Source organism: Serratia sp. CY44782, from assembly GCF_052168715.1.
Lineage (GTDB): Bacteria > Pseudomonadota > Gammaproteobacteria > Enterobacterales > Enterobacteriaceae > Serratia > Serratia nevei.
Map to the genome: position 1 here is coordinate 162,275 of NZ_JBJNME010000008.1, position 22,216 is coordinate 184,490.

Genomic DNA, 22,216 nt, shown 5'->3' on the forward strand with positions numbered 1-22,216 from the left:
TCGAATCAGGTAGAATGCTCGGCTATCATTTTTGCCGCGCCTTCAGAACGGCGCATCGAAACTGCCGCAGGCGCGGCGCAGAAGGTATCGTTACTCTATGAAGTTCAGGCCGGTATCACCCACAGCCGCCAAAGGCTTACACATCGCCAGCTCGCCTTTCACCCACAACCAGCAAAGCACCAGCCGCATCATGCTGTGGGTCATGTTGGCGTGCATTCCGGGCATCGCGGCACAGATTTGGTTCTTCGGCTACGGCGTATTGATTCAGGTGGCGCTGGCGGCGATCGTCGCGCTGGCGTCGGAAGGCGCGATCCTCAAGCTGCGCAAGCTGCCGGTGCGCAGCCGGCTGGCGGATAACTCCGCCCTGCTGACCGCGCTGCTGCTCGGCATCAGCCTGCCGCCGCTGGCCCCCTGGTGGATGATCGTCATCGGTACTTTCTTCGCCATCGTCATCGCCAAGCAGCTGTACGGCGGCCTCGGGCAGAACCCGTTCAACCCGGCAATGGTCGGTTACGTGGTGCTGCTGATCTCCTTCCCGGTACAAATGACCAGCTGGCTGCCGCCGGATGAGCTGCGCGCCACCGCGCTGTCGCTCCACGACACGCTGCTGGCCATTTTCAGCGGCCATACTTCGCAAGGCGCAACGCTGCACGAACTGCAGATGGGCGTGGATGGCATCAGCCAGGCCACGCCGCTCGACGGCTTCAAAACCGGCCTGCGCAGTGGCCACAGCGTGGAACAGGTGCTGCAGCAGCCGCTGTTTGGCGGCGCCCTGGCCGGCATCGGCTGGCAGTGGGTCAACCTCGGCTTCCTGGCCGGCGGCCTGTTTATGCTGGCGCGCCGCCTGATCCATTGGCAGATCCCTTTCAGCATGTTGGCCACCATCGCCTTCTGTTCCGGCCTGGCCTGGTGGATCGATCCGGCGCATCAGGCTTCGCCGCTGATCCACCTGTTCTCCGGCGCCAGCATGCTGGGCGCGTTCTTTATCGCCACCGATCCGGTCAGCGCCTCCACCACGCCAAAGGGCCGTTTGATCTACGGCGCGCTGATCGGCGTGCTGGTGTGGCTGATCCGTGTCTATGGCGGCTACCCTGACGGCGTGGCCTTCGCCGTGCTGCTCGCCAACATCACCGTCCCGTTAATCGACCACTACACGCAGCCACGCGTGTACGGCCATCGCTAAGGAGCCGCCATGCTGAATTCCATGAGAAAGCACGGCACCACGCTGGCGGTGTTCGCGGCGGTCACCACCGGCCTGACCGCCGTGGTCTACGCCCTGACGAAAACCACCATCGCCCATCAGGCGGCGCTGCAGCAAAAAGCGCTGCTCGATCAGGTGGTGCCGCCGGAAAACTACGACAATGTCATGCAGAACGAATGCTTCCTGGTCAGCGATCCAGCGCTGGGCGACGGCGCACCGCACCGCTTGTACCTGGCACGCAAAAACGGGCAACCGACCGCCGCCGCGCTGGAAACCACCGCGCCGGACGGCTACTCCGGCGCCATCAAGCTGCTGGTCGGCGCCGATTTCAACGGCACAGTGCTCGGCACCCGCGTGATTGAACACCACGAAACCCCGGGGCTGGGGGACAAAATCGAACTGCGCATTTCCGACTGGATTTCCTTCTTCAGCGGCAAGAAAATCGAAGGCCCGGACGATAAGCGCTGGGCGGTGAAGAAAGACGGCGGCATGTTCGACCAGTTCACCGGCGCCACCATCACCCCGCGAGCGGTGGTCAATGCGGTACGCCGCACGGCGTTGTATATGGAAACGCTGCCACCTAAACTTGAAAGCTTACCTGCGTGTGGAGCCAGCGAATGAGTGAAGCCAAAGAATTGATCGTCCAGGGGCTGTGGAAGAACAACTCCGCCCTGGTGCAGCTGCTGGGCATGTGTCCGCTGCTGGCGGTGACCTCCACCGTCACCAATGCGCTCGGCCTGGGGCTGGCCACCACGCTGGTGCTGACGCTGACCAACGCCTCCATCTCCGCGGTGCGCCGCTGGGTGCCGAGCGAGGTGCGCATTCCTATCTACGTGATGATCATCGCCGCCGTGGTGAGCATCGTGCAGATGTTGATCAACGCCTATGCCTTCGGCCTGTATCAGTCGCTCGGCATCTTTATTCCGTTGATCGTAACCAACTGCATCGTGGTGGGCCGCGCCGAAGCGGTGGCCGCCAAGAAGCCGGTCGGCCTCTCGGCGCTGGACGGCATGGCCATCGGCCTCGGCGCTACCGGCGTGATGGTGACGCTGGGCTCGATGCGCGAACTGTTGGGCAACGGCACGCTGTTCGACGGCGCCGATCAGCTGCTGGGCGGCTGGGCCAAGTCGCTGCGCATCGAAGTGGTACATTTCGACAGCCCTTTCCTGCTAGCGATGCTGCCGCCGGGCGCCTTTATCGGCCTGGGGCTGCTGCTGGCGGTCAAATATCTGATCGACGAAAAAATGAAGGCGCGCAAAGCCCGCGCCGTGGCGGTGGAACCGCTGCTGGAACAAGGACGTGCTGAGAAGGCCTGATGAACAAGCAGAAGCGACTGGAAATTCTGACCCGGCTGCGCGACAACAACCCGCACCCGACCACCGAGCTGGTGTATACCACGCCATTTGAACTGCTGATTGCGGTGCTGCTGTCTGCGCAAGCCACCGACGTGAGCGTCAACAAGGCGACCGCCAAGCTTTATCCGGTCGCCAACACCCCCGCCGCCATGCTGGCGCTGGGGGTTGATGGCGTCAAGGAGTACATCAAGACCATCGGCCTGTTCAACAGCAAGGCCGAAAACGTGATCAAAACCTGCCGCATGCTGCTGGAGCTGCACGGCGGCGAAGTGCCGGAAGACCGTGCCGCGCTGGAAGCGTTGCCCGGCGTCGGCCGCAAGACCGCCAACGTGGTGCTCAACACCGCCTTCGGCTGGGCGACCATCGCCGTCGACACCCATATCTTCCGGGTGTGCAATCGCACCCACTTCGCGCCGGGCAAGAACGTCGATCAGGTGGAAGAGAAGCTGTTGAAGGTGGTGCCCGCCGAATTCAAGGTCGATTGCCACCACTGGCTGATCCTGCACGGCCGCTATACCTGCATCGCGCGCAAACCGCGCTGCGGCTCCTGCATTATCGAAGACCTGTGCGAGTATAAAGAAAAGGTTTATCCGGAATCCTGAGTTTGTGGGGTGCGGCAAACCGTACCCCACCGCGTCCTTTCCCCCGCCAACGCCTCTTTTTTATCGGAAATGTGATATCGCGCAGCAGTAACCCCGGCGTTATCGCGGTTTTCAGTGAAAAAATCAGTGCCGTGTTATTTTCAAGCGAAAAATTAGTCGAAAATTGCGGTGAACGTCACGCTTTCGGGATCACAAGGCGTTCACAAATGCCAGTCCCGTTTTCCTAAATTTCTATAATTTTACAAAACGCGCCATATACACAACATTCCAACGGATTAATAACCGTACATACACTGATGCGCTAAAAAATAGCAATTCAGCAGAATATATCCCTGTTTAAAATCCGTATAGCTTTTAATCAAAACAAAAAATCGGCAAACCATTAAAACCCGAAAGTTAATACTGCATAACATTTGCAACATCGCGGCATAATCCTGCGGGCGTTAAATGTAACCGAATATGACAAACTGCTTGCCACGTTGACAAAGATAGTGAACATTAACCGCCGTCCCCATCCTATAACAACGCAAAAGGATGCCGTTCCGCATCAACTTTTGTACTTTCCCGTCCTCCAAAGACGGGCTGCGAAAAAACAGAGGTACCAGTGTCAACAGCAAACAACCAACACCCGGAGAGCGTTAGCCTTAACGCGTTCAAACAACCGAAAGCGTTCTATCTGATCTTCTCGATCGAACTGTGGGAGCGTTTCGGCTATTACGGCCTGCAGGGCATCATGGCGGTTTATCTGGTCAAGATGCTCGGCATGAGCGAAGCCGACTCCATCACCCTGTTCTCTTCCTTCAGCGCCCTGGTATACGGCTTCGTCGCCATCGGCGGCTGGCTGGGCGACAAGGTGCTGGGCGCCAAACGCGTGATCGTGCTCGGCGCGCTGGTGCTGGCCGCCGGTTACGCCATGGTGGCTTACTCCGGCCACGACATCTTCTGGGTCTACATGGGTATGGCGACCATCGCCGTGGGCAGCGGCCTGTTCAAGGCCAACCCGTCCTCCCTGCTGTCCACCTGCTATGAGAAAGACGATCCGCGTATCGACGGCGCCTTCACCATGTACTACATGTCGGTGAACATCGGTTCCTTCTTCTCCATGCTGGCGACCCCGTGGCTGGCGGCAAAATACGGCTGGAGCGTGGCGTTCTCCCTGAGCGTGGTCGGCATGCTGATCACCCTGGTCAACTTTATGATGTGCCACAAGTGGGTGAAGGAAAACGGTTCCAAGCCTGACTTCAAGCCGCTGCATCTGCCGAAACTGCTGATGGTGCTGGTCGGCATCGTGGCGCTGATCGCCGTGTCCAGCTGGCTGCTGCACAACCAGGTGATCGCGCGCTGGGCGCTGGCCCTGGTTTCCGCCGGCATCGTATTGGTGTTCGCCAAAGAAACCTTCGCCCTGCACGGCGCCGCACGCCGCAAGATGATCGTCGCCTTCCTGCTGATGCTGGAAGCGGTGGTGTTCTTTGTGCTGTACAGCCAGATGCCAACCTCGCTGAACTTCTTCGCCATCCATAACGTGGAACACAGCATCTTCGGCGTTGCCTTCGAGCCGGAGCAGTATCAGGCGCTGAACCCGTTCTGGATCATGCTCGCCAGCCCGATTCTGGCCGCGCTGTATAACAAAATGGGCGATCGCCTGCCGATGCCGCACAAGTTCGCTTTCGGCATGATCCTCTGCTCCTGCGCCTTCCTGGTGCTGCCATGGGGCGCCAGCTTCGCCAACGAACAGGGCATCGTGTCGGTCAACTGGCTGATCCTGAGCTACGCGCTGCAGAGCATCGGCGAGCTGATGATTTCCGGCCTGGGTCTGGCGATGGTGGCGCAGCTGGTGCCACAGCGTCTGATGGGCTTCATCATGGGCTCCTGGTTCCTGACCACCGCCGCCGCCGCGCTGATCGCCGGTAAGGTTGCCGGTCTGACCGCCGTCCCGAGCGACATCAACGACGCGCACGCTTCGCTGGCCATCTACAGCCATGTGTTTATGCAGATCGGCATCGTCACCGCCGTCATCGCTATCCTGATGATGCTGACCGCGCCGAAGCTGTACCGCATGACGCTGGACACCACCGAAGACGCCAATCAGAAAGCGCAGGAAGCCACCGCGGCTCGCTGATCGCCGGAAGATTGAGCGTAAATAAAAACACCGGGGTTAACGCCCCGGTGTTTTTTTATGCCTGCAAGAAAAAGGCTTACGCTGACTTGGGTTTGCCGCTCAGGTTGGCCCACATGAATTCGCTTACCAGCGCGCTGTGGAACGCCGCCTGCTGCTTGTCGGCGGCGGCGCTATGCCCGCCTTCGGTATTTTCGTAGAAATAGGCCTGCTGATACCCCATCGCCTGCATGCGCGCCGCCATTTTGCGGGCGTGGGCCGGGTTGACCCGATCGTCGCTGGTCGCGGTATAGAACAGCACCGGCGGATAGGCCGTCTGCGCCTGAATGTTGTGGTACGGCGAGAAGGTCTTGATGTAGGCCCACTCCTCCGGCTTGCTCGGGTCACCGTATTCGGCGATCCACGACGCGCCGGCGGAAAGCTGGGTATAGCGCTGCATGTCCAGCAGCGGCACTTCGCAGACGATGCAGCCGAACAGCTGCGGATACAGCGTCAGCATATTGCCCACCAACAGGCCGCCGTTGCTGCCGCCGCGCGCACCCAGATGCGGCGCCGAGGTCACCTTGCGGGCGATGAGATCTTCGGCCACGGCGGCGAAATCCTCGTAGGCGCGATGACGGTTCTGCTTGAGCGCCGCCTGGTGCCAGGCCGGGCCGTATTCGCCACCGCCGCGGATGTTGGCCACCACGTACACCCCGCCACGCTCCAACCAGGCCGGCGCCTTGCCGCCGAGATAGCCCGGCAGCAGCGGCACTTCAAACCCGCCGTAGCCATACAGCAGCGTCGGCGTGCTGCCGTCCGGTTTGAGATCTTTGGCGGCAATCTGGAAATACGGTACGCGGGTGCCGTCCTTGGAACGCGCAAAATGCTGGCTCACCTGGTAGCCTGACGCGTCAAAATCCTGCGGCGCCTGTTTCAGCAGCGTCGCCTCACCGCCGTCGAGATTGCCCATGTACAGCGAGGTCGGCTGCAGGAAGCCGCTGACGGTCAGGAAATAGGCGTTGCTCTCTTCGTCGATGCCGCCGGCGGAAATGGTGCTGATGGCGCCGGGGTTGCCCAGCGGGCGACGTTGCCAGCTGCCGCCCTGCGGCGTCAGCACTTCCAGCCGGTTGACCACGTTATCCATGATGCTGAGGATCAAATGATCGCGGGTGCCGCTGTAGCCGCTCAGCGCCTGCTCCGCCGTCGGGGTAAACAGCAGCTGCAGCTCGCGCTTACCCGCCAGATAGTCATCGAAGTTGGCCGCCAGCAGCGCGCCGGACGGATAGCGCTTGCCGCCTACTTCCCAGTCGCTGCTCGGTTTGATCAGCAGCCATTCCCGATGCGTGTCCAGCTCGGCGTCGGCCGGGATATCGATTTTTTTCTGCCGGCCGTCCTGCGTCAGCAGGAAATAGTCGCGGCGATAGAAATCCAGGCTGCGGCCGACGAAATCGCGCTCAAAACCCGGCGTGCGATCGTGATAGGCGAAGACCGCCATGTCCTCGGGCTGCGCTTCGTACAGCGTTTCGGCGGCGCTCAGCGGCGTGCCACGCCGCCAGCGTTTGGCGATGCGCGCGTAACCGGACTGGGTCATCGATCCGGGGCCGAAATCGGTGGCGATGAACAGCGTGTCCCGATCGACCCAGGAGACCCGGCTTTTCGCCACCGGCACGTTGAAGCCGTCCTTGACGAAACGTTTGGCCACCAGATCGAATTCGCGGATTTCGGTGGCGTCACCGCCGTCCGGCGACAGCTGCATCAGGCAATAGCGGTATTCCGGCGCCAGCGGTTGCGAGCCCTGATAGACCCAATCCTTGCCTTCCGCCTTGCCCAACGCATCGATATCCAGCACCGTCTCCCAGGCCGGTTTGGCCTTGCGGTACTCGTCCAGCGTGGTGCGCCGCAGCAGGCCGCGCGGGTTGGCCTGATCCTGCCAGAAGTTGTAATAGTACTCGCCGCGCTTGCTCACCCACGGGATTTGGGTGTCTTTATTGAGGATATCCAACACCTCGCGCTCAATGCGCTGAAAGTCTTCGCCCTGGCCGAAACGCGCCACGATGCGCTGATTTTCCTGCTGCACCCATTGCAGCGCTTTTTTACCCTGCAACTCTTCCAGCCACAGGAATTCATCGCCGGCGGCCGCGCCGCCTTCCGCCGCCATCGCCAGGCGGATACTGTTGGGTAATGAAGTCATCGCGAATACGGCTCCTGCGGTTTGCGCACTGAGTTTAATGAACTGACGTCGATTGGTGACCGGCAAAATCAAGCTCCTTTTGAGTCGGCTGCGATGCCGCCCCGTCGTGGGCGACAGCCTGTGAAATAAGAGTCATTTTCAACAAGGTAGGCGTTTGGCGGCGCAGAGTCAAAGCCCACGGCCGCCGCGTTGAGTCAGGATTGAGGATAGTGGATCAGATCGTGGATACGCACCGTTTGTGAACTGGCGTTGCGGTAAGCGTGCGGCCGATCGGCCTGAAAGCGCATCGCCTCGCCGGCGGCCAGGCTGTGCCATTCGCCGTCTATCGCCAACTCCAACCGGCCGCTGATCACGATGACATGCTCGATCACGCCCGGCTCATGGGGCGACGACTCGCTGAGCGCGCCCGGTGCAAGATCGATGACGAACATATCGAAACCCAGCTGACGATCGTAGGGAAACAGCGGCACCACGCGCATATTGGCGTTGTCCTGATCGTACACCGGCAGATCGCCGTAGCGGTGCAGCGTCGCCTGCTGCTGCGCGGGGGAGGCCTCAAGAAAAGCGGAGAACGCCACGTTGAAACCGGTGGCGATCTTCCACAGCGTCGCCACCGTCGGGCTGGATTCGCCGCGTTCGATCTGCCCGAGCATCGCCTTGCTGACGCCGGTGTATTCCGCCGCCTGCGTCAGGCTCCAACCGCGCTGCGCGCGCAGCGTGCGAAGGGTGTGTGCCAAATGGCCGGCAAGTTCCTGCATCCAGTTCTCCTCTGCGTGTCGAGCCCAATTATACCCGCTTGTGCGCTATAGCGCACGGTGCTATGCTGATTTTTCACCGTGCGTTATAACGCACAATCACCGATTGGAGCCACTCATGCGCCCAGCCCTCTCCCTGCGCCATCTGACCCTGCCCGCCATTATGGCCGGCTTTGTCGCCGTTCTGGTGGGTTACACCAGCTCTGCCGCGATCATTTTTCAGGCTGCCGCCGCCGCGGGCGCCACGCCGGCGCAGATTGGCGGCTGGCTGAGCGCGCTGGGGATCGCGATGGGCGTCACCTCGCTCGGACTGTCGCTTTACTACCGTACCCCGATCCTCACCGCCTGGTCGACGCCCGGCGCGGCGCTGCTGGTCACCAGCCTGCCCGGCACGCCGATCAACGAGGCGATCGGCGTGTTTATCTTCGCTTCCGGTCTGATCCTGCTGTGCGGCGTCACCGGGCTGTTCGCCCGCCTGATGGACTACATTCCGCAGGCAATTTCCGCCGCGATGCTGGCGGGGATCCTGCTGCGTTTCGGCCTGGACGCCTTCGCTTCGCTGCAGCTCAATTTCCCTCTGAGCGCCGGCATGGGGCTGGCCTATCTACTCAGCCGCCGTTATCAACCGCGCTACGCCATCGTGCTGACGCTGGCGACCGGGCTGGCGATCGCCGCGCTGCAGGGCAATATCCAGCTGACGCAGCATGCGCCGGCGTTCGCCATGCCGGAATTTATCGCGCCGCACTTCAGTTGGCCGACGCTGCTGGGCATCGGCGTACCCTTCTTCGTGGTGACCATGGCTTCGCAAAACGCCCCCGGCATCGCCACGCTGCAGGCGGCTGGCTACCGCGTGCCTACGTCACCGCTGATCGCCTGGACGGCGCTCACCGCGCTGCTGCTGGCGCCGTTCGGCGGCTTCTCGGTGTGCATCGCCGCGATCACCGCCGCCATCTGCATGGGGCCGGACGTGCATCCCGATCCGCAGCGGCGCTATATGGGCGCGGTGGCCGCCGGCGGTTTCTACCTGCTGGCCGGGCTGTTCGGCGGCGCCATCGGCCTGTTGTTCAGCGCGTTGCCGGTCGCCCTGATCCACACCATCGCCGGGCTGGCGCTGCTCGGCACCATCGGCGGCAGCCTGCAGCGCGCGCTGCATGATGAGAAACAGCGCGACGCGGCGCTAATCGCCTTCCTCATCACCGCCTCCGGCGTCACGTTACTGGGCATCGGTTCGGCCTTCTGGGGCATTGTCGGCGGCGCCATCGCCCATCTGCTGCTGTCGCTGCCACGGCGAGGAACCGCAGCATAAAATGCCAAACGCACGCCGTGCATTGACAAGCTCGGCGGCGACGCCTTCACTTGGTGGGCACACTGCGTTTCCCGCACGAGGCCCGCATGAAAGAAAAGGAACAATGGTCCCAGGTCGATCGCTATATCGCAGACAGCCTGGTAGAACAAGATGATGCCCTGTTGCAGGCGCTGGCGACCAATGCCGCCGCCGGGCTGCCGGCGCATGATGTGGCGCCGAATCAGGGCAAACTGCTGCAGCTGTTCGCCCGCATGGTGAACGCCAAACGCATTTTGGAAATCGGCACGTTGGGCGGCTACAGCACCATTTGGCTGGCGCGCGCGCTACCGGCGGACGGCAAATTGATCACGCTGGAAGCGGATGAAAGGCACGCCGCCGTCGCCCGCCAGAATATCACTCGCGCCGGTCTCGACGGCCTGGTTGAGCTGCGCGTCGGCCCCGCCATGACTCACCTGCCGACGCTGCACACCCTGGCCCCCTTTGATCTCATCTTCATCGACGCCGACAAACCCAGCAACCCCGATTACCTGCGTTGGGCGCTTAAACTCGCGCGCCCAGGCACGGTGATTATCGGTGACAACGTGGTGCGCGATGGCGCGGTCACCGACGCCGCCAGTACGGACGCCCGTGTACAAGGCGTACGCGAGTTCTTCACGATGATGGCGCAGGAGCCCCGCTTGACCGCCACCGCCTTGCAAACCGTGGGCAGCAAGGGCTGGGACGGATTTTCTCTGGCTATCGTCAACTTTTAAGTGACAATGTCACCAAGGAAGCCTATGACTGAGAAAGCCGCGCTGTTAGCTCAGCGCTTGATACGCAATGTCGAACGGGTAGATAAGCAACACGATCGGCGGCCGCCGCTGTATGACAGCGTCGGCGCTCGCCTCGGCACCGGCACCGCCGCCGACAAGCTGGGCGCCTCCTTCGATTGCGTGGCGCCGGGCATGCGTTCCTGCCCCTACCATTTTCACTACGCTCAGGAGGAAATGTTCATCATTTTGGAAGGCAGCGGTACGCTGCGGGTGGCCGGAGAAATGCTGCCGATCGTCAGCGGGGATGTCATCTTCATTCCGCCGGGCCCGGAATACCCACACCAGATCATCAACACCTCGGATGCGCCGCTGAAGTACCTGTCCGTCAGCACGCGCGAGCAGCCGGAGCTGGTGATGTACCCGGACTCCGGCAAATACCAGGCGATGGCGCGCAGCGCAGACGGCGAGCAGGTACGCTATCTGCAGCGCCCTTCAACCTCGCTCGATTACTGGCAGGATGAACCCTGAATCGCCGTCCGGCAGCGGGAGATCCAATGCGCGCGCCGCCAACTCGGCCACGCGGAAGTCGATATCCGCCGCCTGCCCGTCTTCCATAAACCAGGCGGCGGAGAGCCCCGACCAGGCCAGGATCCATTGCAGCAAGCGCCGGCGCTCCAGCCCGGCCAAGCGACAGACCTGTTCCACGCGCCGCTGGAAAATGGCCGGATCGGTGGCGATACCGTAGTTGGGATTACAGAAGATATTGGCGTAATCGAAGCCCCGTTCGCCGTACAAGCGCTTGGGATCGATCGCCAGCCAGCCGCGTTCGCCGAAGTCCAGCACGTTGTCATGGTGGATATCGCCGTGCAGCACGCTTTCTTCTCGCGGGCTGCTCAGCAGCTCAGCCGCCGTCGTGGCGCTGAGACGCAGCATGCCGCCGTGTGCCTGCGCCGCCGGCCACAGCGAGCTGAACCACTCCTGCAGCGGGATCAGCTCGGGCAACGGTTCCGCTCGCGGCGCATGCAAGGCGGCGATCGCCCGGCACAGGATTTGCGTGGCCTGCTCATCGTCGCCGTCACGCACCAGCTGCGCCAACGAACCTTCACCCTGCGCGCGCTCCAGCAGAATGCCGTCGTCGTGCCACGCCAGCACCTGCGCGGCGCCTTCCCCGCGCCACCAGCACATCAGCTGGCCGCCGAAGCGCTCTTCCTGCTCGCGGGCGATCTTCAACATAGCCGGCTCGCCCCGGTAACGCACCGGCATCAGCAGACTGCTGTGGGTTTCGAAGGCTTTGCCGTCCTGTTCCAGTTGCCAGCGTTGCAGGTAGGGAGTAAAAAGCGGGTTCATCGTCTCATGCGTCCTTGTGGCCGTGCTGCGCCGCACTGTCACATTCGGGTGAGAGACGACGTGTAAAATAAAGAGGGATGATACTCTCAAATATCATCAGTGTGCGGCGTCTGGCCGCCGTTTCCTCAGTATCCTAACCAAGTTTGTCGATTTTATTAACCGGTCTTGCGCGGGGTTTGATCATGACATCATTAAAACGCACGAATTATCCGCAGTTGCCTACGCCGGGCGGCCCCTATGTGCATGCGGTGCGCCACAGCGATCGCCTGTACGTGTCGGGATTGACGGCCTTCGCCACCGACGCACAAGGCTTGAGCGCGCCGGAACAGACGCAGGAGATCCTCGAACAGCTGGCGACCATCGCCGCCAGCGAAGGCGTGAATCTCAAGGCATTGATTAAAATCAGCGTGTTCCTGACCGACATTGCCGATCTGGCGGGCGTGCGCCCGGTGCTGTTTGACTATTTCGATGGCGCGCTGCCGGCCTGTTCATTGGTGGCGGTCAGCGCGTTGTTCTCACCGCAGGTGTGCGTAGAGATAGAGGCGGTGATGGCGTTGCAATAATGCGCGGCTAGAGCGCGCCCTCATCCGGCACGCAGGGGCCGATCTTGAACCAGGCTTTGGCAATCTGCCCCTGCTCCACTTCGTAGATGGCGATGACATCCATTTTGCCGCGCCCCTGCGGGAAGTTACGCGTCACCACTTCCTGATCGACCACCATGTTCCCCACCGCCATGCGTTTTATCCGTTCGCCGTACAGGCTCGGCTCCTGGAAACGCACCAGATGCCGTTCGCGGATCGCCGCCTTGCCGCTCGCCAGCAGCGTGTCGGGATGCTCGTAATACTGCGCGTCGTCCGCCCAGCAGGCCATGAAGGCGTCGATGTCGCGGGCGTTATAGGCGTCAAGCTGTTGTTGAACCACATCCTGCGGGCGTGCCGTTTTATCGTTCATCACATCCTCCTGCCGAAGTTAACCGCCGCATGTATCGAACCCATCACGTTAACCGCCCAGTGCTGCAGCTTGATGACACGGCGAGAATTGAATAAAAACCCAAAAATAGCGAATAAATAACCTACCACGCCCAATGGACAATTCAAGCACCCGCGCACAAATTTTCTGCGCCGCGCCAGAGGCGGTGAAAACCGCATGGCACCGTGCGTTAATCTTTGCGGCGGCGAGGGAAATTCTGCTAATTTAGCGTGAACAGCCTGATGATAACGAAACGCTATGCAGCAAAAACCGGTGTTGGACGAAGCCAGACAGTTAAAGCGACTCAACGCCGCCACGCGGCGTCAATCCCATATGTATAAATGGATCGCGCTGATTGCGGCGCTGGACGCGCTGCTGGTGTTTTGGTATGACCGGGATATGCGCAACGTCACCTTCTCGGGAGCGGTTGCGCTGGTGTGCGGCTATCTGTGGATCCGCGATCGCAACAAGGCCCGGGGTTACCGGCGCGAGTTCGACCGCAAATTCGGCAAGCGCAGCGGCGATTAAGGCTGCATCGCTTCCAGCACTTTAGCGCTGTCGACAATCTGTACGAACTTCACGATTTTGCCGGCGCGCAGCGTATAAATATGCGCAAAAGAGGCGCTGAAGGATTTGCCGGTGGCCCGGTAGGTACCGTGATAAAAACCTTGCGCGATCACATTGTCGCCGGCGTCGTAAAAGTGGTCGACATCGGCGCGGTAACCTTGCCATTCGCTGCCCAGACGCTGATGCACGTTCTTGATGATATTTTCCGGGCCGATATAGGTACCGGCGTAGGGAAAACCGGCGGCTTCGGTCCACTCGGCATCGGGGGCCAGCGCCGCCAGCAGATTACGGCCGTTTTCTTCGGAACTGCCTTCATAGGTTGCGCGCACTATCTCAAGAGGGGTTGGCATGTCTCTTCTCCAATGGCTGATGAGGATATTCCGGCCATCTCCGCGGACACAGGCTCTCACCAAGCGGAGACGGCGGAATGCGGCTATTCTAGGTTGCTTGTTTCGCTGCAAAAACCGCAGTTATGACAATAGTGGGTTGCACTTTAGTAAACAATAGCCGTTTTACTGTCATTCTCCCGGCATCCGGCGCGGCTATGCTGATTGACCGATTTCCCACAACAGGAGCTGAACGTGTCTTTACCTTCGCTGACGCAAGAGCTGTTACAACCTTTCTCACCCTACCAGGCGCTGGCGCAAACGCTGCTGCCGCTTACCCTCGAGTCGGACGACGGTTCGCATGACGTCGCGCACCTGCATCGGGTCTGGAAGAACTGCCGCCGAATCAGCAAGCTGGAAGGTGGCGACCGGCGCATTCTCTGCGCGGCGGTGCTGCTGCACGACGCCGTCGCGGTGGAAAAAAATTCGTCGCAGCGCCATTTGGCCTCGCGCATGGCAGCGGAGCAAGCCACGTTGACGCTGACCCGGCTGGAATGGGCGCCGGCGGATATCGCGGCGGTGGCTCACGCCATCGAAGCGCACAGTTTTTCCGCTGGCATCCCCCCGCAAACGCTGGAGGCGAAGATCCTGCAGGATGCGGATCGCCTCGACGCCATCGGCCTGATCGGCGTGGCGCGCTGCTTCTATATCGGCGGCCGCATGCGCAGCGCGCTGTATGACGCCGCCGATCCGCGGGCCGAGCATCGTCAATATGACGACAAGCGTTTCAGCCTGGACCACTTCGAAACCAAGCTGTTCAAACTGCAAGACGGCTTCCAGACCGCCGCCGGACGGCACATGGCCGAACTGCGCACCGAACGCATGCGGCGCTTTGTCGACGATCTGCTGGAAGAGGTGTAATGCCGGCTTACCGGGCATTTTCGTTATGCCCATAACATTTTCGGTCACATAACGCCGCTAAACTGTAAGTCAACTTCACCGAACGGGCGGCACAGATGAAAAAGTTGACGTTGAAAGAGATGACGGAAAGCGAACAGCGGGAAGTGAAAACCGAACTGGACAAGGCACGCAAAAGCCATGGCAGGCCGCTGACCAACGCCGAACAGCACAAGGTCAAGGATGAAGTGGTGGCGCGCATCATGGCCGCCAGAGCGAAGCTCGCCAAGGCGGAGCGTGCAGAACGCAAGGCCAACCGCTACCGGCCGAGCGGCGACACCTTCAGCTGGTCCGCCACCATCGGCTCCCGCCCGCCGCGCTGAGCCAGCCAACCCCTCCCCGCCGCTGCGGGGATTTTTATTTATTAGCCAAACTCATTCCCGCCGACGAATCATGAATAACAATGTTATCAATCTGTTGTAAATTGACAGCCTGATGAAGACTATTCATTATCACCCCACTTCCCCTTTTCGCGAGACCGCCATGGCCTACCCACGCAACGCTGACATTCTGATGACGCCTGCGTTGCCTATTGGTGGTTTGGCGGCGGTAAAATCGAAGAAACAGACGCTCATTTGACCGGGGCGAGCTGTCCCGTCAGATGAGCTGACTGGATGGCACGCAACGCCCCGCCTTCAATTTTCTCATCTGGCTTCTCTGTCGGTCACACAGAAGGAATATTTTATGGCCTCATTTTCGGGTATTTGGGTGGCGATGGTTACCCCTTTCAATCACGATGCCGTCGATTTGCCGGCGGTGAAACGCCTGGCGCGGCACCTGCTCGACGCCGGCATCGACGGTCTGGTGGTCTGCGGCTCCACCGGTGAAGCCGCCGCGCTGAGCAAAGAAGAACAGCTGGCGGTGCTCGACGCCGTGCTGGACGTGGCGCCCGCCCATCAGGTGGTGATGGGCCTGTCCGGCAATAACATGGTCGCCACGCTGCAAATGCAGCAGGCCATTCAGCTGCGCGACATCGCCGGCGTACTGATCCCGGCACCTTACTACATCCGCCCTTCGCAATGCGGCCTGATCGACTATTTCACCCAGTTGGCCGATGCCTCCACCGTGCCGGTGATCCTGTACAACATTCCGCAGCGCACCGGCATCGCCATGGAGCTGGCCACGCTGCGCCGACTCGCACGCCACCCGCGCATCGCCGCCATCAAGGACTGCGGCGGCAATCCTGACGCCACCATGGCACTGATCGCCGATGGCGAGATCGATGTGATGACCGGGGAAGACAATCTGATCCTCACCACGCTGTGCCTCGGCGGCACCGGCGCCATCTCCGCCGCAGCCCATGTTCACCCGGAACGTTTCGTTCAGCTGACGCAGCAGGTCGCCGCCGGCGATCTGGCTGCGGCGCGCAGCAACTTCTACGAGCTGCTGCCGATGATCCACCAGATGTTCAGCTTCCCGAATCCGGCGCCGGTCAAGACGGTGCTGGCCCAGCAGGGGCTGATCGCCAACGAGCTACGCTCGCCGATGCAGGTGGCGCCGCAGGCGCTGCAGCAGCAGATCGCCGCAACGCTGGCGCAGCTGCAGCCCGCCGAGGCGATCGTCGGTTAAATTTGTTAGCTAAACCGCTGTAATTTTGGTGCTATGGGACTACGATGAGAGGTTAAGCATGCCCGTCATTCGTCATCAACAAGGAGCTTCCGATGAAACTGTTCTATAAAGCCGGCGCCTGTTCGCTGTCCCCGCATATCGTGCTGCGTGAGGCAGGGCTGGATTTTACGGCGGAGAAGGTCGACCTGGCGCAGAAGAAAACCGAGAGCGGCGCCGATTACCTCACCATCAACCCCAAGGGACAGGTACCGGCGCTGCAGCTGGATGACGGCAGCCTGCTGACCGAGGGCGTGGCGATCGTGCAATACCTGGCGGATCGCGTGCCGGACCGCAACCTGATCCCGGCGGCGGGCACCCTGTCGCGCTACCACGCGATCGAATGGCTGAACTACATCGCCACCGAGCTGCACAAAGGATTCAGCCCGCTGTTCAACCCGAAAACGCCCGAGGAATATAAAACCATCGCGCGCGCCAAGCTGGAGCAGCAGTTCAGCTATCTGGATTCGGTGCTAGCGAAGCAGCATTTCCTGTTGGGAAGCCGCTTCAGCGTGGCCGACGCCTACCTGTTCACCGTGTTGCGTTGGGCGTTTGCCCTGCAGTTCGACGTGCGCAAGCACGCCCATCTGGCGGCCTGGTTCGATCGCGTTGCGGCGCGCCCGGCGGTAGATGCGGCGCTGAACGCCGAAGGATTGAAGTAAACATTCAGCCCCGGCGGCTATCGCCGGGGCCCGTTGCACTTACAGTTTTACCGCTTTGAATTCGCTGCGCGGCTGCACGATCCGATCCTGCGCCGCCACCACCTGCAGTTCGTACTCGCCCATCTCCTGCGTGGTCAGCATCACCTCATACACGGCGGCGGTCACGTGCTCCAGCGCTTTATCCAGCGCCTCGCCCTTCAGCAGATCCACCAGCAGCAGACCGCTGGTCAAATCGCCGACGCCGACCGGCTGACGCGCGCCGAAATCCACCAGCGGCCGGCTGATGTGCCAGGCCTCGTCCGCCGTCACCAGCAGCATTTCAAAACAGTCGGCGTGATAGCCGGCGCGGGCCAGGTGCTTGACCAGCACCAGCCGCGGCCCTTTGGCGATCAGCGCGCGGGCGGCCTGCACCGCATCGGCCACGTCGGCGACGGCCATCTGGCTCAGCATCTCCAACTCCAGCAGGTTCGGCGCCATCATGTCGCTGCACGGCAGCGCCTGGCGGCAGTGAAACTCGGCCACGCCCGGCGCCACGATGCAGCCCTTTTCCGGATGCCCCATCACCGGATCGCAGAAATACCAGGCATTCGGGTTCGCCTGCTTAACTTGACGCACGATCTCCAGAATATGGTCACCCTGCTCCGGCGAACCGATATAGCCACTCAACACCGCATCACAGCATTTCAGCTGATCGATATTGGCGATGCCCTGCGCGATCTCGGTCAGGTGGCTGGCCGGCATGACGCAGCCGGTCCACTGACCGTATTGCGTATGGTTGGAGAACTGCACCGTGTTTAGCGGCCAGACGTTGACGCCCATGCGGCGCATCGGGAACTCCGCCGCACTGTTGCCGGCGTGACCAAACACCACGTGCGACTGGATAGAAAGAATGTTTTTCATCGACAGAACTCGTTCGGAATACGGCAGCCGGGCGGCTGCCCAAAAATAAAGGGGCCGCCAGGGCCCCTTACCGTCATTATTCGTTATTGCCAATCCACCAGGCAGTAGTGTTTCTTGCCGCGGCGCAGCAGCGTGTAGCGGCCGAACAGACGGTCTGAATCGCTGAAGCGGTATTCGGCATCGGACTGTTTCTCGCCGTTGATGGTCACCGCGTTGGAACCGATCATGGTGCGCGCCTGGCCGCGTGACGGCACCAGTTCAGCATTCACCAGCGCCTGCTGCAGATCGGCGTCGCGGTCCAGTTTGATGGTCGGCATGCCGTCCTGCGCCAGCTGGGCGAAGTCCGCCTCGGTCATGTCGTGCAGCGCACCGGAGAACAGGCTCTGGGTGATGCGCTTGGCGGCCGCCAGGCCTTCCGCACCGTGCACCATGCCGGTCACTTCTTCCGCCAGCACGTACTGGGCGCGTGGCGCCTTGCCGCTGTTCTTGTCTTCTTCTTCCAGCGCGTTGATGTCTTCCAGGCTCATGAAGGTGAAGAACTTCAGGAAGCGGTAGACGTCAGCATCGGCGGTGTTGATCCAGAACTGGTAGAACTTGTACGGGCTGGTTTTTTCCGGCGCCAGCCAGACTGCGCCGCCTTCGGTTTTACCGAACTTGGTGCCGTCTGCTTTGGTGATCAACGGCACGGTCAGACCGAACACCTGCTTCTGGTGCTGGCGACGCGTCAGATCGATACCCGAGGTGATGTTGCCCCACTGATCGGAACCGCCGATCTGCAGCTCCACCTGGTGGCGGTTGTACAGCTCGGAGAAATCGAAGCCCTGCAGCAGGTTATAGGAAAACTCGGTGAAGGAGATGCCGGAGTCGTCGCGATTCAGGCGCTGCTTAACCGCTTCCTTATTGATCATCTGGTTGACGGAGAAGTGCTTGCCGATGTCACGCAGGAAGGTCAGCACGTTCATGCCGCCGAACCAGTCGTAGTTGTTGGCCGCGATGGCGCTGTTGCTGCCGCAGTCGAAATCGAGGAACGGAGAAACCTGCTTGCGGATCTTCTCGACCCACTCGTTCACCGTATCGGTGGTGTTCAGCTTGCGCTCCGCCGCTTTGAAGCTCGGATCGCCGATGAGGCCGGTGGCGCCGCCCACCAGTGCGACCGGCTTGTGGCCGGCCAGCTGGAAGCGCTTCAGGCACAACAGAGGAACCAGATGGCCCAAATGCAAGCTGTCAGCGGTCGGATCGAAACCGCAATACAGTGCAATTGGCCCTTGCGCCAGTCGCTCCGCTAACGCTTCCTCATCCGTAACCTGGGCAACGAGGCCCCGCTCTTGCAGTTGTTTAATCAAGTTGCTGCTTGCCATCAATGACTCCATGTATAAACGAATGCACCTTTGCCGGTACACGGCCTTTCGCCCAGTGGCGAAATAAAAATTCAGGGTAACGCATAGAATAAAGCGCCGGCGGCGTCAGCACCAGCGCTTAGAGGGGATTTTCCGTCTTCAGGGTGCCAGTCGGTCAATTTTCCAGTCATTCCCGTCCCGCTGATACAGGAAACGGTCATGCAGGCGATGGGCGCCGCCCTGCCAGAACTCGACGGAGTCGAATTTCACGCGGAATCCGCCCCAGAAACTCGGCAACGGCACCTCGCCCTGCTGAAACTTCTGCTTCAGCTCGAGGAATTTGCTTTCCAGCACGCCGCGCGCGGAAATGCGCGACGATTGCTGCGATACCCAGGCGCCGATCTGGCTGTCTTTCGGGCGACTGTTGAAATACTTCAGCACTTCGAGGGTCGACAGACGCTCCACCTGGCCGAGGAAAATCACCTGGCGATCGAGCATGTGCCAGGGGAACAGCAGGCTGATATGCGGGTTGTGCGCCAGCTGCTGCGCCTTGCGGCTGCCGAGGTTGGTGTAGAACACCAGCCCCTGCTCATCGAAATGCTTGAGCAGCACGATGCGTTGATAAGGCTGGCCGTGTTCGTCGACGGTCGCGACGCACATGGCGGTAGGATCGGCCAAGCGGGCGTCGCAGGCCTGTTTCAACCAACGCTCGAACAGTTCGAGCGGGTTGGCGGTCAGATCGTTGCGGCGCAGGCCGCCTCGGGTGTATTCACGGCGCAGGTCCGCAACATCAAACTCATTCTTTTCAATCATCTGGGTTATCGACCAACTGAAAAATCCGTCGTTACATTCTGCGCCTGCGGCGCCAGGAACTCAATCGCTCCGACGCCGCCGCCGACCGTCACTCCGTCAACACGCAGTCGCTCATGACTACCTTGCCGTTGCGCTCAAGATAGGCGTTACGGTCTTTCGACCAAAAAGTGTATTTGCCGTCGCTGTATTTGGCACCGGTCAGCGCCAGCACCTGCTTGAGATGCAGCTGCTCGCCATCCATCAGCAGGCTGACTTCGCTCGCCTTGCCGTCGAGCGCCACCGTCAGCGGCGTAGTGCCGCACTGGTAGTGCATCGTCTGGCTGCTTTGCGGCAGGATGTAGCTGCAGCCAGACAGCGCCAGCGCGCCGGCGACGAAAATGACTTTTTTCATGCTGTTGCTCCTTAGAAAAATCCTTCACAGGCTATCCTAACAGAGCTAACGGCCCCCCAATGGCAAAACCGGATAAATCCCACCCAACACCGTTTCACGGCTGGCGCCGGTCACCGAAGGCAGGTTGCCAGCCTGGCCGGACAGCGTGCGAAACGCCAGCCAGGCGAAGGCCAGCGCCTCCATGTCGTCGCCGCTGACGCCGAAATCGTCGGTCAGCCCAACTTCCGTGCCCGGCAGCAGCGCAGACAGGCGTGCCATCAGCAACGTGTTGCGCGCCCCACCGCCGCATACCAGCAAGCGCTCGCACCCGCCGGCCAGCAGCACCTGTTCGCTGATGCTGACGGCGGTCAGCTCCGTGAGCGTGGCCTGCACGTCGACCGGCGCCATCGCCGGCAATCCAGCCAGCTGCCGCTCCAGCCAGGCGATATTGAAATACTCGCGGCCGGTGCTTTTCGGCGCCGGCAGCGCAAAGTAAGGATCCGCCAGCATCTGCTGCAACAGCGGTAAACAAACCCGCCCCTGCATGGCCCAGCCGCCGTCCTGATCGTAAGGCTGCGCGCGGTGGCGCCACACCCAGGCGTCCATTAGCATGTTGCCCGGCCCGGTGTCGAAACCGCGCACCGGCGTACCGGGCAACAGCAGAGAAAGGTTGGCGATGCCGCCGACGTTCAGCACCATGCGCCGCTCGACGGGATGCCCCAGCAGCGCCTGATGAAACGCCGGCACCAGCGGCGCGCCCTGCCCGCCGTAGGCCATGTCGCGCCGGCGGAAATCGCCGACGGTGGTGATATTGGTCAGCGCGGCGATGCGGTTGTTATCGCCGAGCTGCATCGAGAAACGCGCTTCGCCTTCCGGTTCGTGCCACACCGTCTGGCCGTGGCAACCGATAGCGGTGATCTGCTCGGCGTCGATGCCGGTTTGTTTCAGCAAGCCGAGCACCGCCTCGCCAAACAGCGTGCCCAGCTGCGCATCCAGCCGGCCAACGGCCGCCAACGTGGTCTGCTGCCCTTGACACATGCCCAGAATCTCTTTTTTCAGCGCCATCGGCATCGGATGGCTATAGCTGGCCTGCTGCGCCACCATGCGATCGTCGATCGCGGCCAATACCACATCGATTCCGTCCAGACTGGTGCCGGACATGACGCCTATATAGCGGCCTGACTTCATAGCAACATCCTCTAACCCGCGCGGTAAGCAAATTTTATCCTGACAAATAAACCAGAATTGCCGGATTAACGCCATGAATTATGATGCTTTTTTTACAGGCCGTGAGCCAAACACCGCCTCCCGGCGTCGCTGTGGCACATGTTATGTGTTAAACCGTGCCATAACAGGCAACGGAATGTCGCCAAGGCTGTCATAAAGGTAAACCGCGGTTTATTATTGGTTGAACAGAGAAAAGTTAAGCTGCGTGCAGCGATGGAGCATGGTGATATGCCAACTTTCAGCCATACTTTGTCTATCATTTTCACTGAATCTTGCCTGGAGAGCATTGCCAGGTTATGGACTACTACCATCAGGAGTTTTATATGATCAAGCGTCTTCTCGTCGTTGCCGTCGCCGCCGTTACGCTGGCTGGCTGTGCCAATGAATCCATGTCCGGCGATGTCTACTCGTCCTCGCAGGCCAAGCAGGTGCAGAACGTCACCTACGGGACGCTGGTTTCCGTGCGTCCGGTTAAAATTCAGGGCGGCGAAGGCTCCAACGCCTTGGGGATGATCGGCGGCGCGGTGATTGGCGGACTGTTGGGTAACACCGTTGGCGGCGGCACCGGCCGTACGCTGGCAACCGCAGCGGGCGCTATCGCCGGCGGCGCGGCAGGCAACAGCATCGGTGAAGTGGCCGGTCGTACCTCAGGCTACGAGCTGGAAATCAAAACCGACCAGAAAGAAAACATCGTGGTGGTGCAGAAAGCGGGCGACACCAAGTTCAGCCCAGGCCAGCGCGTGCGCATGGCGCGCATGGGCGATACCATCACCGTATCTCCGCTGTAAGTCAGTCGGCGTAAACGGCAAACCGGAGGCAATCGCCTCCGGTTTTATTTCTGATGCTGTGAAACTGTAATCGTAGAAAAATAAGAAT

The 22,216-nt window shown here is 61.0% G+C and carries 25 protein-coding genes; 15 read left to right on the forward strand and 10 right to left on the reverse strand.

The genetic code is table 11. The annotated features are described in order from the left end of the window. Positions 1-97: 97 nt before the first annotated feature. From rsxD to dtpA, 5 genes are all read left to right on the forward strand, one after another. The gene (rsxD, locus tag ACJ8HT_RS16755) at positions 98-1,183 is read left to right on the forward strand and encodes an electron transport complex subunit RsxD (protein WP_197653425.1); all 1,086 of its coding nucleotides are present in this window, start codon (positions 98-100) and stop codon (positions 1,181-1,183) included. 9 nt (positions 1,184-1,192) lie between these two features. Further along, complete coding sequence (rsxG, locus tag ACJ8HT_RS16760) at positions 1,193-1,822, forward strand: electron transport complex subunit RsxG (RefSeq protein ID WP_033652583.1); 630 nt, start codon at positions 1,193-1,195, stop codon at positions 1,820-1,822. Continuing rightward, positions 1,819-2,517, forward strand: a complete 699-nt coding sequence (locus ACJ8HT_RS16765) for an electron transport complex subunit E (protein WP_038873082.1) — start codon at positions 1,819-1,821, stop codon at positions 2,515-2,517. The genes rsxG and ACJ8HT_RS16765 overlap by 4 nt, the downstream gene beginning before the upstream one ends. Then, positions 2,517-3,158: an endonuclease III gene (gene nth, locus ACJ8HT_RS16770; RefSeq protein WP_019455952.1), complete on the forward strand. Its 642-nt coding sequence runs from the start codon at positions 2,517-2,519 to the stop codon at positions 3,156-3,158. The genes ACJ8HT_RS16765 and nth overlap by 1 nt, the downstream gene beginning before the upstream one ends. 604 nt (positions 3,159-3,762) lie before the next feature. Next, positions 3,763-5,277 (forward strand): dipeptide/tripeptide permease DtpA, encoded by a 1,515-nt coding sequence (gene dtpA / locus ACJ8HT_RS16775; protein WP_038873079.1) that lies wholly within the window; start codon positions 3,763-3,765, stop codon positions 5,275-5,277. Between the two features lie 76 nt (positions 5,278-5,353). Here the strand turns inward: dtpA and ACJ8HT_RS16780 are convergent, their stop codons facing one another. Together ACJ8HT_RS16780 and ACJ8HT_RS16785 are read right to left on the reverse strand one after the other, a co-directional pair. After that, positions 5,354-7,447 carry a prolyl oligopeptidase family serine peptidase gene (locus ACJ8HT_RS16780; RefSeq protein ID WP_197653424.1) on the reverse strand — a complete coding sequence of 698 codons (2,094 nt, stop codon included), beginning with the start codon at positions 7,445-7,447 and terminating at the stop codon, positions 5,354-5,356. Positions 7,448-7,641: 194 nt separating this feature from the next. After that, entirely contained in the window at positions 7,642-8,205 is a 564-nt protein-coding gene (locus tag ACJ8HT_RS16785) for a helix-turn-helix domain-containing protein (protein WP_197653423.1), read from the reverse strand. 115 nt (positions 8,206-8,320) lie between these two features. On the opposite strand from ACJ8HT_RS16785, the gene ACJ8HT_RS16790 reads away from it, so the two are divergent. The 3 genes from ACJ8HT_RS16790 to ACJ8HT_RS16800 all read left to right on the forward strand — a co-directional run bounded on the left by ACJ8HT_RS16790 (position 8,321) and on the right by ACJ8HT_RS16800 (position 10,788). Continuing rightward, complete coding sequence (locus ACJ8HT_RS16790; RefSeq protein ID WP_142109812.1) at positions 8,321-9,508, forward strand: benzoate/H(+) symporter BenE family transporter; 1,188 nt, start codon at positions 8,321-8,323, stop codon at positions 9,506-9,508. An 86-nt stretch (positions 9,509-9,594) separates the two neighbouring features. Next, a complete protein-coding gene (locus tag ACJ8HT_RS16795) occupies positions 9,595-10,260 on the forward strand; it encodes an O-methyltransferase (protein ID WP_194572225.1) in 666 nt (221 codons plus the stop codon). Between the two features lie 24 nt (positions 10,261-10,284). Further along, a complete protein-coding gene (locus tag ACJ8HT_RS16800) occupies positions 10,285-10,788 on the forward strand; it encodes a cupin domain-containing protein (RefSeq protein ID WP_048233594.1) in 504 nt (167 codons plus the stop codon). On the opposite strand, the gene ACJ8HT_RS16805 is transcribed toward ACJ8HT_RS16800, so the two are convergent. Further along, positions 10,753-11,607: an aminoglycoside phosphotransferase family protein gene (locus ACJ8HT_RS16805; protein WP_194572224.1), complete on the reverse strand. Its 855-nt coding sequence runs from the start codon at positions 11,605-11,607 to the stop codon at positions 10,753-10,755. The genes ACJ8HT_RS16800 and ACJ8HT_RS16805 overlap by 36 nt on opposite strands. 182 nt (positions 11,608-11,789) lie before the next feature. Between ACJ8HT_RS16805 and ACJ8HT_RS16810 the strand changes: the two genes are divergently transcribed. Beyond that, positions 11,790-12,170: a RidA family protein gene (locus ACJ8HT_RS16810; RefSeq protein WP_197653422.1), complete on the forward strand. Its 381-nt coding sequence runs from the start codon at positions 11,790-11,792 to the stop codon at positions 12,168-12,170. A gap of 7 nt (positions 12,171-12,177) precedes the next feature. Here ACJ8HT_RS16810 and ACJ8HT_RS16815 read toward each other — a convergent pair whose 3' ends face one another. Then, positions 12,178-12,558, reverse strand: a complete 381-nt coding sequence (locus ACJ8HT_RS16815) for a nuclear transport factor 2 family protein (protein WP_038874851.1) — start codon at positions 12,556-12,558, stop codon at positions 12,178-12,180. A 276-nt stretch (positions 12,559-12,834) separates the two neighbouring features. Here ACJ8HT_RS16815 and ACJ8HT_RS16820 point away from each other — a divergent pair, with 276 nt between their 5' ends. Further along, positions 12,835-13,104, forward strand: a complete 270-nt coding sequence (locus tag ACJ8HT_RS16820) for a hypothetical protein (RefSeq protein ID WP_004938382.1) — start codon at positions 12,835-12,837, stop codon at positions 13,102-13,104. Here the strand turns inward: ACJ8HT_RS16820 and ACJ8HT_RS16825 are convergent. Then, positions 13,101-13,493 (reverse strand): nuclear transport factor 2 family protein, encoded by a 393-nt coding sequence (locus ACJ8HT_RS16825; RefSeq protein WP_004938379.1) that lies wholly within the window; start codon positions 13,491-13,493, stop codon positions 13,101-13,103. The two genes, ACJ8HT_RS16820 and ACJ8HT_RS16825, sit on opposite strands and share 4 nt — an antisense overlap. A gap of 201 nt (positions 13,494-13,694) precedes the next feature. Here ACJ8HT_RS16825 and ACJ8HT_RS16830 point away from each other — a divergent pair, with 201 nt between their 5' ends. The 4 genes from ACJ8HT_RS16830 to gstA all read left to right on the forward strand — a co-directional run bounded on the left by ACJ8HT_RS16830 (position 13,695) and on the right by gstA (position 16,693). Continuing rightward, positions 13,695-14,390: an HD domain-containing protein gene (locus ACJ8HT_RS16830; protein WP_197653421.1), complete on the forward strand. Its 696-nt coding sequence runs from the start codon at positions 13,695-13,697 to the stop codon at positions 14,388-14,390. A gap of 95 nt (positions 14,391-14,485) precedes the next feature. Further along, positions 14,486-14,749, forward strand: coding sequence for a DUF3811 domain-containing protein (locus ACJ8HT_RS16835; RefSeq protein WP_004938373.1), 264 nt, complete (start codon positions 14,486-14,488; stop codon positions 14,747-14,749). A gap of 361 nt (positions 14,750-15,110) precedes the next feature. Next, positions 15,111-15,995: a 4-hydroxy-tetrahydrodipicolinate synthase gene (gene dapA, locus ACJ8HT_RS16840; RefSeq protein WP_197653420.1), complete on the forward strand. Its 885-nt coding sequence runs from the start codon at positions 15,111-15,113 to the stop codon at positions 15,993-15,995. 92 nt (positions 15,996-16,087) lie between these two features. Then, entirely contained in the window at positions 16,088-16,693 is a 606-nt protein-coding gene (gene gstA / locus ACJ8HT_RS16845; RefSeq protein ID WP_038874842.1) for a glutathione transferase GstA, read from the forward strand. A 39-nt stretch (positions 16,694-16,732) separates the two neighbouring features. Here gstA and pdxY read toward each other — a convergent pair whose 3' ends face one another. From pdxY to anmK, 5 genes are all read right to left on the reverse strand, one after another. Beyond that, complete coding sequence (pdxY, locus tag ACJ8HT_RS16850) at positions 16,733-17,593, reverse strand: pyridoxal kinase PdxY (protein WP_060419156.1); 861 nt, start codon at positions 17,591-17,593, stop codon at positions 16,733-16,735. Positions 17,594-17,676: 83 nt separating this feature from the next. Beyond that, on the reverse strand, positions 17,677-18,951 hold the full coding sequence (tyrS, locus tag ACJ8HT_RS16855) for a tyrosine--tRNA ligase (RefSeq protein ID WP_021505454.1): 1,275 nt from the start codon (positions 18,949-18,951) through the stop codon (positions 17,677-17,679). 138 nt (positions 18,952-19,089) lie between these two features. Beyond that, the gene (pdxH, locus tag ACJ8HT_RS16860; RefSeq protein WP_169318383.1) at positions 19,090-19,743 is read right to left on the reverse strand and encodes a pyridoxamine 5'-phosphate oxidase; all 654 of its coding nucleotides are present in this window, start codon (positions 19,741-19,743) and stop codon (positions 19,090-19,092) included. Between the two features lie 88 nt (positions 19,744-19,831). After that, on the reverse strand, positions 19,832-20,134 hold the full coding sequence (locus ACJ8HT_RS16865) for an MliC family protein (protein WP_004931294.1): 303 nt from the start codon (positions 20,132-20,134) through the stop codon (positions 19,832-19,834). Between the two features lie 45 nt (positions 20,135-20,179). Then, positions 20,180-21,301 carry an anhydro-N-acetylmuramic acid kinase gene (anmK, locus tag ACJ8HT_RS16870; RefSeq protein ID WP_194572097.1) on the reverse strand — a complete coding sequence of 374 codons (1,122 nt, stop codon included), beginning with the start codon at positions 21,299-21,301 and terminating at the stop codon, positions 20,180-20,182. A 362-nt stretch (positions 21,302-21,663) separates the two neighbouring features. On the opposite strand from anmK, the gene ACJ8HT_RS16875 reads away from it, so the two are divergent. Continuing rightward, on the forward strand, positions 21,664-22,128 hold the full coding sequence (locus ACJ8HT_RS16875) for a glycine zipper 2TM domain-containing protein (RefSeq protein WP_025159710.1): 465 nt from the start codon (positions 21,664-21,666) through the stop codon (positions 22,126-22,128). Positions 22,129-22,216 lie beyond the last annotated feature (88 nt).